11 protein-coding genes and 1 pseudogene are annotated in these 10,549 nt (G+C 73.2%); 5 read left to right on the forward strand and 7 right to left on the reverse strand.

The features are described from left to right. Positions 1–33: 33 nt before the first annotated feature. Complete coding sequence (locus ABZ914_RS38110) at positions 34–717, reverse strand: TetR/AcrR family transcriptional regulator (RefSeq protein WP_500199291.1); 684 nt, start codon at positions 715–717, stop codon at positions 34–36. Positions 718–827: 110 nt separating this feature from the next. On the opposite strand from ABZ914_RS38110, the gene ABZ914_RS38115 reads away from it, so the two are divergent. The 5 genes from ABZ914_RS38115 (at position 828) to ABZ914_RS38135 (ending at position 5,988) form a co-directional block, all read left to right on the forward strand. After that, the gene (locus ABZ914_RS38115; protein ID WP_500199292.1) at positions 828–2,162 is read left to right on the forward strand and encodes an AMP-binding protein; all 1,335 of its coding nucleotides are present in this window, start codon (positions 828–830) and stop codon (positions 2,160–2,162) included. An 84-nt stretch (positions 2,163–2,246) separates the two neighbouring features. Further along, on the forward strand, positions 2,247–3,125 hold the full coding sequence (locus tag ABZ914_RS38120) for an acyl-CoA dehydrogenase family protein (protein ID WP_500199294.1): 879 nt from the start codon (positions 2,247–2,249) through the stop codon (positions 3,123–3,125). Then, the gene (locus ABZ914_RS38125) at positions 3,122–4,273 is read left to right on the forward strand and encodes an acyl-CoA dehydrogenase family protein (RefSeq protein ID WP_500199296.1); all 1,152 of its coding nucleotides are present in this window, start codon (positions 3,122–3,124) and stop codon (positions 4,271–4,273) included. Before ABZ914_RS38120 ends, ABZ914_RS38125 begins: the two co-directional genes overlap by 4 nt. Before the next feature lie 67 nt (positions 4,274–4,340). Continuing rightward, positions 4,341–5,174 carry an NAD(P)-dependent oxidoreductase gene (locus ABZ914_RS38130; RefSeq protein ID WP_500199297.1) on the forward strand — a complete coding sequence of 278 codons (834 nt, stop codon included), beginning with the start codon at positions 4,341–4,343 and terminating at the stop codon, positions 5,172–5,174. Between the two features lie 22 nt (positions 5,175–5,196). After that, positions 5,197–5,988: an enoyl-CoA hydratase gene (locus tag ABZ914_RS38135; protein ID WP_500199299.1), complete on the forward strand. Its 792-nt coding sequence runs from the start codon at positions 5,197–5,199 to the stop codon at positions 5,986–5,988. Positions 5,989–6,005: 17 nt separating this feature from the next. Here ABZ914_RS38135 and ABZ914_RS38140 read toward each other — a convergent pair whose 3' ends face one another. The 6 genes and pseudogenes from ABZ914_RS38140 to ABZ914_RS38165 form a co-directional block, all read right to left on the reverse strand. Further along, positions 6,006–6,761, reverse strand: a complete 756-nt coding sequence (locus ABZ914_RS38140) for a PaaI family thioesterase (protein ID WP_500199301.1) — start codon at positions 6,759–6,761, stop codon at positions 6,006–6,008. A gap of 65 nt (positions 6,762–6,826) precedes the next feature. Next, on the reverse strand, positions 6,827–7,738 hold the full coding sequence (locus ABZ914_RS38145; RefSeq protein WP_500199302.1) for an LLM class flavin-dependent oxidoreductase: 912 nt from the start codon (positions 7,736–7,738) through the stop codon (positions 6,827–6,829). Further along, entirely contained in the window at positions 7,735–8,913 is a 1,179-nt protein-coding gene (locus ABZ914_RS38150; protein WP_500199304.1) for an amidohydrolase family protein, read from the reverse strand. Before ABZ914_RS38150 ends, ABZ914_RS38145 begins: the two co-directional genes overlap by 4 nt. A 68-nt stretch (positions 8,914–8,981) precedes the next feature. Beyond that, entirely contained in the window at positions 8,982–9,851 is an 870-nt protein-coding gene (locus ABZ914_RS38155) for an acyl-CoA thioesterase (RefSeq protein ID WP_500199305.1), read from the reverse strand. Next, positions 9,844–10,260 (reverse strand): DUF427 domain-containing protein, encoded by a 417-nt coding sequence (locus ABZ914_RS38160; protein WP_500199307.1) that lies wholly within the window; start codon positions 10,258–10,260, stop codon positions 9,844–9,846. The genes ABZ914_RS38155 and ABZ914_RS38160 overlap by 8 nt, the downstream gene beginning before the upstream one ends. Positions 10,261–10,313: 53 nt before the next feature. Then, a pseudogene (locus tag ABZ914_RS38165) lies at positions 10,314–10,549 on the reverse strand (hypothetical protein); the annotation flags it as partial.

Here is a 10,549-nt window from a genome sequence, read left to right on the forward strand (position 1 = left end):
CGCGGCGCTGAGCCGGGCGGGCGCGGCCGGATGTCAGTCGGCGGGGCGCGGGGCGGGCGGCGCGCAGGCGGAGCCGGCGATCCCGCCGAAGCAGAACTCCCAGATCTCCGCGGAGGTGAAGGGGACCGCGTGGCCTCCGGCCGGTACGCCGTTGCCCTGCGCGGCGAACATGATCGTCTGCATCACCAGGGAGGCCCGCCGCCGCGGCCGCCCGGCCGGGATCGCGCCGCTCGCGGCGGCCTGCTCGATGAGCTCGGTGAACACCGCGAGCAGCGGGAGGTGGGCCGCCGCCACCTGGGTGGGATGCCGGACCAACAGCTGCTGCGCGAAGTCGCTGAACAACGGGCGCTCCACCTGCCGGCTCGGCCGGGACTGCTCGTAGAGCAGCTCGACGGCGCCCCGGAGGCGGCGCAGGGGATCGTCCTCGGCCAGGACCGCGTCCCGGATCTCCAGCGCCCCCCTGGCGAGCGCGTCCTCGAACAGCGCCAGCAGCAGCTCGTGCTTCCCGTCGAAGTGCTGGTAGAAGCTGCGCAGCGACTGCTGGGACCGCTCGACGATCTCCTGGACGGTGAAGTCCGTCGTCCCCTTCTCGGTGATGAGGTCGTGGGCCGAGTCCAGGAAGCGCTGCACGCGCTGCTCGGCGCGGAGCTTGGCGGCGCGGGTGGACCGCTCGACGGCCCGCCGGCGCCAGGCCGGCTCTTCGGAGACTTCGGTCACCAGAAGAACGATACTCTTCATTCTAGATAAAGTCATACCCTACTTGTCCCCTATTCTTCTCGCTGTAGAGACTCTTACTTTCAGTTCTTGAGAATGATATTCTCCAGCTCATGTATCACCTGGGCCGGCAGGCGGAACTGCGCCCCGACGCGATCGCGGTCATCGAGAGCGACGGCAGGACCGTGACCTACGGCGAGCTCGACGCCCGCTCCCGGCACCTGGCCGCGGCGCTCGGCATGAGCCCCGGGGAGCGCATCGCCGTCCAGATGCCGAACGGGGCCGCCCTGCTCGAGGTCGCCTGGGCCGCGCAGCGCTCGGGGCTGTACTACACGCCGGTCAACACGCACCTGCGGCCGTCGGAGATCGAGGAGATGACCGACGGCAGGCTGCTCGTCACCGAGGACGTCTACGAGCGGCTGCTCGCCCGCCCGGCCGACACGGAGCGGCTCCGCGAGTGCGAGGGGCGCGAACTGCTGTTCTCCGGCGGGACGACCGGGCGCCCGAAGGCGATCCGCAAGCAGCTCAGCGCGGGCCCGATGGGCGACCCGTCCGCCGAGTGCGTCAAGGTCGCGATGGGACTGGAGCGGTACGGGATCGGCCCCGGCAGCGTCTACCTCTCCCCCGCGCCCCTCTACCACGCCGCGCCGCTCGTCTACTGCATGTCGCTGCTGCGGCTCGGCGCCACCCTCGTCGTCATGGACCGGTTCGACGCCGCCCTGGCCCTCGAGCTGATCGAACGGCACCGCGTCACGCACGCCCAGTTCGTCCCGACGATGTTCGTCCGCATGCTGAAGCTGCCGGCCGAGCGGCGCGACCGCGACCTGAGCAGCCTCCAACTCGTCTTCCACAGCGCCGCCCCGTGCCCGGTCGAGGTCAAGCGGCGGATGCTCGACTGGTTCGGCCCGATCATCCACGAGTACTACTCGGGCACCGAGGGCTACGGGCACGTCGCCATCGGGCCGCGGGAGTGGCTGGAGCATCCCGGCTCGGTCGGCAGGGCGGGCGACGACGTCAGCGTCCGGGACGGCGTCGTCTACTTCGGCGAGCGCACCCTCGGCGACGTCGGCCGCCTCGACGAGGACGGCTACCTGTACCTGACCGACCGGGTCGCCCACATGATCGTCTCCGGCGGGGTCAACATCTACCCGCAGGAGGCCGAGGACGTCCTCGTCATGCATCCCGCCGTGGCGGACGTGGCGGTGATCGGAGTCCCGGACCCGGAGATGGGCGAACGGGTGCTGGCGGTCGTGCAGCCGGCGGACGAGCGGCCCCCGGACGGTCTGAAGGACGAACTGCTCGCCTACTGCAGGGACCGCCTCGCCCACTACAAGTGCCCGCGCGACGTCGACTTCGCCGCCGCGCTGCCGCGGGACCCCAACGGCAAGCTCCGCAAGGGGCTGCTCAAGGAGACCTACTGGCGGGACCACGAAACGAGGATCGTCTGAAAGTGCACGGACCAGTGAACGACGCCGTCGACACCGCATCGGCGGGACCGGCCGCCGCGACACGGCGCTGAGGAGCGAGGGCGCATGGATTTCGAGTTCGACGAGGACCAGCGGCTGCTGCGGACGATGGTCCGCGAGACGGTGGAGCGGTCGCGGTCGCTGCCGCCCGAGCAGCTCTGGAAGACCTACCTCGACCTGGGCTGGCTGGAGACCCCGCCGGTCGAGCTGGCGATCGTGCTGGACGAGCTCGGGTACGTCGCCGACCCGACCCCCTTCCTGGCCGCGGCGACCTGGTTCGCGCCGCTCGCCGGCCGGCTCCCCGAGGGATCGGGGACGGGGGTCTGCGACGGCACCGGCCGGTTCGTCCTGGACGCCGGCAGGGCCGACGAGGTCGCGCTGCTGACGGGCTCCGGCGTGGTCGTGGTGAACGGCTCGGAGATCGAGGCGGAGCCCGTGGCCGTCTTCGACCCGACGCTGCACGTGGCGCACGTCGAGGCCGCGGACCTCGTCGCGGGGATCCCGGACCTGACCCTGATGGGGCTGGCGATCACCGCCGTGGGGGCGTGCCGGCGCATCCTCGACCTGGCGGTCGCGCACGTCAAGCAGCGCGAGCAGTTCGGCGTGCCCATCGGCTCCTTCCAGGCCGTCAAGCACAAGGCGGCGGACATGTACGTCGCGATCGAGCGCGCCAGGGCGCTCGCGTACTACTCCGCGCTGACCATCGCCGAGGACGACCCGCGCCGCCGCGAGGCCGCCCTGATGGCCAAGGCGTCCGCCGGTGAGTGCCAGCGGGTCGTGTTCAAGCACGGCTACCAGCTGTTCGGCGCCATGGGCTACACGTGGGAGAACGACCTGCAGATCTATCTCAAGCGGGCCAAGGCGTGCGACCTGCTGCTGGGAACCGCGTCCGTGCACCGCAGGGCGCTGCTGGACGAGCACGCGCGGAAGGGCGCGGCCCGATGAGACTGACCCCCGACCCCGAGATCGAGGAGTTCCGCGCGGAGTTCGCCGCCTTCCTCGACGCGAACCTGCCCTCCCCGGAGGAGGCCGTCCCGCGCCCGAGGTCCAGCGCGGACATCCCCGAGTGGGCGCGGCGGTGGCAGCGCAAGCTGTTCGACGCGGGCTGGCTGCTGCCCGGCAACCCGCCCGAGTACGGCGGCCGCAACGCGACGCTGCCGCAGCAGCTCGCCCATCTGGAGGAGCTGTCGCGGCGGCGGATCTACCACAGCTTCAACCCGCAGGGCCTCGGCATCGTCGCGGCGTCGCTGCTGACCTTCGGCACCGAGGAGCAGAAGAGGCGGTGGGCCGCGCCGATCCTGCGCGCGGAGATCACCGCCGCGCTCGGGATGAGCGAGCCCGGCGCCGGCTCCGACCTCGCCGGGCTGCGCACCCGCGCCGTCCTCGACGGCGACGAGTTCGTGGTGAACGGGCAAAAGGTGTGGACGTCCGGCGCGCACGACGCCGACATCCTGCTGACGTTCGTGCGCACCGACCCCGACGCCCCCAAGCACAAGGGCATCAGCGTCCTGGTGATCCCGACCGACAGCGAGGGGCTGGTCCGGCGGCCGTTCGGGTCCATCGCCGCCCCCGACGACCACGACTTCAACGAGGTCTTCTTCACCGACGTCCGGGTGCCGCGCGAGAACCTGGTCGGCCCGCTGCACGGCGGCTGGGGCGTCGCGCACGGCTCGCTCGGCCACGAGCGGACGCTGCTGTGGCTGAGCTACGCCGACTGGATGAGCTACCTGATCGACGACTCCCCGAGCGGCCGGGAGTGGTTCGCGACGCTGCTCATGGACCTCCAGGCGATCAGGCTGCTCGGCTACCGGCAGCTCGCCGGCGGGCGCGACCCCGCCGAGCTGTCGGTGCTGAAGCTGTTCGGCTCCGAGGCCGTACAGGAGGCGTCGCTGCACGCGCTGGAGGAGCACGGGCCCGACTCGCTCGTCCACCCCGCGCTGACCGCGCCGTACAACCACATGGACCTCGCCGACCACTACGCGAGCTGGTTCGAGCGGTACGCGCGCAGCTTCGGCGGGACGATCGCGGGCGGCACCTCGGAGATCCAGCGCAACATCATCGCCGAGCGCATCCTCGGGCTGCCCAGGGCCTGACCCGGCCCGCGGCCCCGCAGGACCGCACCGGACCCACTGAGCGCACCGGACCCACTGAGGAGGACGGATGAGCACTTCCGACCCGCGCGTCGGCTTCATCGGGCTCGGCAGCCAGGGCGGGCCCATGGCCCGCCGGATCATCGAGGCGGGCCATCCCATCACGCTCTGGGCGCGTCGCGCGGCCACGCTCGAACCGTTCGCCGGCACGGACGCGGCCGTCGCCGCGTCCCCCGCGGAGCTGGCCCAGGCGAGCGACCTCGTCTGCGTCTGCGTCGTCGACGATGCCGGGGTGGAGGAGGTGCTGACCGCAGAGGACGGCGTGCTGGCGGGCCTCGGGGAAGGCGGGCTGGTCGCCGTGCACAGCACCGTCCACCCCGACACCTGCCGGCGGCTGGCGGCCGAAGCGGCGGCCAAGGGCGTGGACATGGTCGACGCGCCGGTGAGCGGCGGCGGCCCCGCGGCGGCCGCGGGGCGCCTGCTGGTCATGGCGGGCGGCGAGCAGAAGGCCGTCGACCGCTGCCGGCCGGTGTTCGCGTCCTACGGCGACCCGATCGTCCACATGGGGCCGCTCGGCTCCGGGCAGGTCGCCAAGCTGCTGAACAACCTGCTGTTCGCCGCCAACCTCGCGACCGCGGCGACCACGCTGGCCCTCGGCCGCGCGCTGGACGTCGACCCCGGCCGGCTGGCCGAGGTCGTCTCCCACGGCAGCGGGGCCAGCTTCGCCCTCGACCGGGTCGCCTCGGGGGGCGGGACGCTCGACCGCATCGCGGCCCACGCCGGCGGGCTGCTCCGCAAGGACGTCGGCCTGGTCGCGGGCATCGCCGCCGCGGCGGGCGCCGACCCCGGCGCCGTGCTGCGGGCCGCGGACGCGGCGCTCGCCGCGATGGACCACCCCAGGTGATCGAACCGGAAAAGGATGTCTGATGGACCAGATCCTGTACGAGGTGAAGGACCGCGTCGCGGTCATCACGCTGAACCGGCCCGAGGCCGCCAACGCGCAGACCATGGAGCTGCTGGACGACCTCGACGCCGCCTGGAGCCGCGCCGCCGGCGACGACGGGGTCCGGGTCGTCGTGCTCAAGGCCAACGGCCGGCACTTCTCGTCCGGCCACGACCTCAAGGGCGGCGGCCCGGGCCCGGACAAGATCACCCTGGAGCACATCTACGGGATCGAGGCGCGCCGGTACCTGGAGTACACGCTGCGGTGGCGCAACGTGCCCAAGCCGTCGATCGCGGCGGTCCAGGGCAAGTGCATCGCGGGCGGCCTCATGCTCTGCTGGCCCTGCGACCTGATCGTGGCCGCCGAGGACGCGGAGTTCTCCGACCCCGTGGTGCACATGGGCATCGGCGGTGTGGAGTACCACGGCCACACCTGGGAGCTCGGCCCCCGCAAGGCGAAGGAGATCCTGTTCACCGGCCGTCCCGTCACCGCGGACGAGGCGGAGAAGGTCGGCATGGTGAACCGTGTCGTGCCGCTGGAGGAGCTGGAGGCGACCGCGATGGAGCTGGCCGGCCGGATCGCGCGGATGCACCCCTTCGCGCTGCGGCAGGCCAAGCGCGCCGTGAACCAGACCCTCGACGTGCAGGGCTTCTACGCGGCGATCCAGGCGGTGTTCGACGTCCACCAGACCGGCCACGGCAACGCCCTCAGCGACGGCGGGTTCCCCGTCCTGATGCGGCTCGACGGGATGAAGGACAAGCTCAAGAGCCGGTGAGCGGCGGCCGGGGGGCGTCAGCGCTCCCCGGCGCGCCCCTCGGCGAAGGTCCTGGCGGTGGCGATGCCGGTGAGGCGGTCGCCGTTGCCGGAGTCGCGCACCTCCACCTGCGCGAGACCGTCGCGCATCTCGGCGGCGGCGACCACGGGCCCCGTCCGCGCGGGCTGGAGGTAGCGCAGGCCGAGCGAGCACAGGGCGCCGCCCGGCGCCAGCGACAGGGCCGCCTCCTCCGCGACCAGCGCGATGAGCCCGCCGTTGACGGTCCCGGAGACGTTGAGGCCGTCCTCGGAGCGCGGCAGGACGGCGAGGCCGGGGCCGCGGCGCTCGCAGCCCGCGCGTTCGGCGAAGGGCCTGGCCAGCCGCTTCCGCCCGCGGGGGAGCTCGACGTCGAAGGCGGGCGGGAGCGTGATGCCGGGGTCGGGCGCCGTCATGAACGAGGCGTGCGCCACGGCCAGCGGTTCCGCGCCCGCCGTGGTGAACCGCACGCTCGCCACGAACACCGACCGGCCGACCTTCACGGCCGCGGCGATCCCGTCGACGGTGCCGCTCGCGGGAGCGGGACGGTACAGCTGGACGTCGAGCTCCAGGGTCACCGGCACGCGGGGCGCCGTGACCTGGGTGGCGAGCAGGCCGGTCAGCGTGTCCGCCCACGCGGCCAGGATGGACGTCCGGAGCCGCGCGGTGCCGGGGACGTGCATCTCGGGCGTGACCGAGGCGGTGCCGTGCAGGCCGTCGCCGGCCCTGCGGGTGGCGAGGCCGAGTTCGGCGAGCATGTCCCGGGCGGGGCCTCGGCGGGCTCCGGCGGCCGGTTCGGGGGCGCGGGATCGGTGCGGCGGGGTCATCGGAGCGCCGGGAGGACCTCGTCGGCGAACAGCCGGATCGTCTCCGGCGCGCCGAAGTCGTGGAACTGGCAGACGAAGAGCTCGGCGCCCGCCGCGCGTTCGCGCGCCAGCGCGTCCGCGACCTCGTCGGGGGTTCCGGCGACGACGCCGCCCCAGGCGCCGAAGCGGCGGTGGACGGTCTCGACGACCTCCTCGCGCGCCGCCGACGACGCCGCCAGACCGACGGGATGCTGCACGGAGACGCGGGCCGCGCCCGCCGACGGGCGGAGCTCGGCGAGCCTGCCCGCCGAGCCCGCCGGGCAGTTCCACCAGTCGGCCCGTCCCGCGACCAAGGGCATCGTGAGCCGGGGGCCGGCACCGCCGATGTGGATCGGCACGCTCCCCGCGACGGGGCGGGGGCGGCAGACGGCGTCCCGGAGCGTCCAGTGGCCGCCGTCGAAGTCGACCGGCTCGCCGCCCCACAGCAGGCGCAGGAGGTCGATGGCCTCGGCGAGCCGTCCGGCGCGGGCCGCCGGGCCGGGGTCGGCGAACCCGTAGTCGGCGAGCTCCCGGGCGACCGACCCCCAGCCGAGGCCGAGTTCCAGCCGCCCGCCGGACAGAACGTCGAGGCTCGCCGCCATCTTCGCCAGCAGCGCCGGATGGCGGAACTCCGCGCACAGCACCAGGTGCCCGACGTGCAGCCGTTCGGTGCGCACGGCCAGCGCGGTGGCGACCGTCCAGGCGTCGAGCATGTCGAGCCCGCGGCCCGCCGGAGGCGCGAGGTGGTCGATGAGCCAGACCGAGTGGAAGCCCGCCTCCTCCGCCGCCCGGGCGCGGGTCTCGATGGCGGCGAAGTCCATCCTGACCTGCGGGAGGTACAGGCCGGCGAGAGCGCGGCCGGGCGGGGGCGGCTCCTGCGGCCCGGTCACGCGGGGATGAGGCGGGAGAGGTTGCCGCCCATGATCTTCGCCTTGGCGTCGCCGGGGAGGGCGGCCAGCTCGTCGACGTAGGTGATCGGGTCGGCCTTGCCCTCGGGGTGCGGGAAGTCCGAGCCGAACAGCACCCGGTCGATCCCGAGCAGGTCGGCCAGCGCGGCCATGTCGTCCTCGATGAACGGGCTCACGTGGATCAGCCGGCGCATCTGCTCGACGGGGTCCTCGCCGAAGCCCTGCGGCATCTTCTTGTAGGTGACCGCGAGCTTCTCCAGCAGCGGCCCCACCCAGGACGACCCGGTCTCGATGGTGGCGATCTTCAGGCCGGGGAAGCGGGTCAGGCAGCCGTGGCAGATCAGCGACGCGACCGTGTCCTCGATGGCCCGCCACTGCCCGATCTCGCGGAACGGCTGGAGCGTGAAGGGCAGGTACTCGCGCTGCTTGCCCTCCCAGTCCGCGGCGTACCGCTGGTAGCCGCTGTCGGAGGAGTGGAAGGCCACCAGCGTGCCGCTGTCCTGGACCAGCTTCCAGAACGGGTCGAACTCCGGCAGCGCGACCGAGCGGGGGCCCTGGAACCCGTGCGCCGGCGCGGGCCGCACCAGGACGACGCGCGCGCCGCGCTCCAGGCACCACTCCAGCTCCCTGACCGCCTCCTCCACGATGGGAAGGGTGATCACGGGCGCGGTGTAGATCCGGTCCCGGTAGTTGAACGACCACACCTCGTCCAGCCACCGGTTCAGCGCGTGGACGGCCGCGTGGGTCAGCTCCGGGTCGTCCCGCATCCGCTCCTCGAGCAGGCTCGCCAGCGTCGGGAACATCAGGGACCGCTGGACGCCCTGCTCGTCCATCAGCTCCAGCCGCGGCCCCGGCTCCCGGAACGCCGGGATCGACGCGATGGGCCGGCCGACGATCTCGCGGTACGACCTGCCCTCGGGGTTCCCGTGCTTGAAGTAGTCCTCCTGCGCGCCGGGGCGGGCGACCTTCTCGAACGTCGGGTTGGGGATGTACTCACTGATCCGGCCCTGGATCGCGATCTTCGTCCGGCCGCGCACCCGCACGTACTCGATGGCGCCCCGGTACTCCTCCGGCAGGTACCGGGTGAAGGCGTCCTCGGTCTCGTACAGGTGGTTGTCCGCGTCGAACAGCGGGAACGGCACCTCGCGTGACGGCATGAAAGCCCCTTTCGGCTCCCTCGCGGGGAGCAGCATGTGTTGATGTCGATGTCGAAATCTCGGAGCCGTCAGAGGGCCGTGGCGGGGTCCGGTGAGCAGCCGCGGGCGAAGGGGCGGATCATCCCGTGCACGGAGTAGGAGGCGGCCAGGCGCCCGTCCTCGCCGTACACGCGCCCCTCGCTCTGGGTGGTCCCGCGGCCCGTGTAGACGACCCGGGTGGCGTACAGCAGCCACTGCGTGATGTCGACGTCGTCGTGGTAGGCGATCGCGGCCTGGGCTATGCCGGTCGAGATCGTCTCGTGCGCCATGGCCTCGCTGTAGCCGGCGTGCGGGCGCAGCGCCGCGGCGATCGTCCAGTGCGTGACCGACTGCGTCATCAGCGCGGTGTGCAGGTACGCGGCCTTCGGCGCGTCGGTGAAGCGGGTCCACACGTGGATCTCGGGCGGTCCGACGTGCCGCGGATCCCCGTCGTAGGCGTCGTCGACGACGCGGATCTCGCGGCCTTGCACGTCCATGCCGGGCCGCTGGAAGGGCCGCGGCGGCAGAGGCACGTCGGGCATCGGCGCGGTCGAGCCGAGGAAGTCGCCGCAGTCGGCGCCCATGAGGATGAGCCCGGCGCAGCGGAGGACGCCGTCCTGCGTCACCCGCGCCTGGACGGTGGAGTAGGTCCGGCCGCTGTGCGGGACGTCCAGCTCGACCTCGATCCCCGCGTCGTGGCGGGCGGCCCGTGAGAAGACCATGGACGCCGACAGGACCCGCTGCCCGGGGATCTCCTTCGACGCCGCGACGACGGCGTCCGCCAGCAACTGGCCCGCCTCGACCACGTTGCGCTCGGTGGCCCCATGGGCGGGGGCGGTGTACCGGCCGGGGCCGGCCGGCCGGACGTCCATCAGCCGGAGCAGTTCGTCCTCGTCCCAGCCCCTCTCCCCCTCACCCATGGCGGCCACTCCCACCGGAGTCGCGGGGAGCGGAGGTGACGGGGGTGGCGGAGCCGATCCGCACGACGGCCGCGTCCTGGTAGAAGGCGATGTGGTCGCGGAGGATCGCGACCTCGGGGTAGGGCTCCGGGTACTCCCACGCGATCGGGTCGGTGCCGTCGCGCAGCCGCCAGTACCTCGCCCGCCCCTTGAACGGGCACCGCGACGTCCGCTCGGACGGCGCGAGGTGCTCGGTCCGCACGTCCGCCCGGGGCACGTAGAGGACGAGCCCGTGGTCCTGCTCGTCGACGACGAGGGCGGCGGTCGTCTCGGCCAGGAGCACGCCCTCGTGGGTCACGCGGACGAGGTTGCGCTTGCGGCGCACGTCCACGCGGTAGTCAGGCCGGTCGGCGTAACCCGAGGGCTCCATCGGGCCTCCCCCTCCTCGAAGGGCGTCCGGCGCCCCGGACGCCACGGCCCGCCTCACAGGGCGTCCCGCAGCGCGCCGTCGCGCACCTGCTCACGCAGGCGGAACTTCTGGATCTTGCCGGTGGCCGTGCGCGGGAAGTCCGCGACGAGGTGCACCGACTCCGGCCACTTCTGCCGTGCGAGCCCGGCCGCAGCGAGATGGGCCCGCAGGTCGTCCAGCGAGACCGGGCGCGCCGGGTCGCGCGGCCGGATCACCGCGGCGGCGCGCTCGCCGTGCCGGGCGTGCGGGG

This window comes from Spirillospora sp. NPDC046719 (assembly GCF_040645715.1).
Classification (GTDB): Bacteria; Actinomycetota; Actinomycetes; order Streptosporangiales; family Streptosporangiaceae; genus Spirillospora.

Bases quoted from the DNA above. Each gene is read 5' to 3' on its own strand.
- ABZ914_RS38115 (WP_500199292.1), top strand. From the start codon at position 828: ATGTATCACCTGGGCCGGCAGGCGGAACTGCGCCCCGACGCGATCGCG.
- ABZ914_RS38120 (WP_500199294.1), top strand. From the start codon at position 2,247: ATGGATTTCGAGTTCGACGAGGACCAGCGGCTGCTGCGGACGATGGTC.
- ABZ914_RS38125 (WP_500199296.1), top strand. From the start codon at position 3,122: ATGAGACTGACCCCCGACCCCGAGATCGAGGAGTTCCGCGCGGAGTTC.
- ABZ914_RS38130 (WP_500199297.1), top strand. From the start codon at position 4,341: ATGAGCACTTCCGACCCGCGCGTCGGCTTCATCGGGCTCGGCAGCCAG.
- ABZ914_RS38135 (WP_500199299.1), top strand. From the start codon at position 5,197: ATGGACCAGATCCTGTACGAGGTGAAGGACCGCGTCGCGGTCATCACG.
- ABZ914_RS38140 (WP_500199301.1), bottom strand. From the start codon at position 6,761: ATGCTCGCCGAACTCGGCCTCGCCACCCGCAGGGCCGGCGACGGCCTG.
- ABZ914_RS38150 (WP_500199304.1), bottom strand. From the start codon at position 8,913: ATGCCGTCACGCGAGGTGCCGTTCCCGCTGTTCGACGCGGACAACCAC.
- ABZ914_RS38155 (WP_500199305.1), bottom strand. From the start codon at position 9,851: ATGGGTGAGGGGGAGAGGGGCTGGGACGAGGACGAACTGCTCCGGCTG.
- ABZ914_RS38160 (WP_500199307.1), bottom strand. From the start codon at position 10,260: ATGGAGCCCTCGGGTTACGCCGACCGGCCTGACTACCGCGTGGACGTG.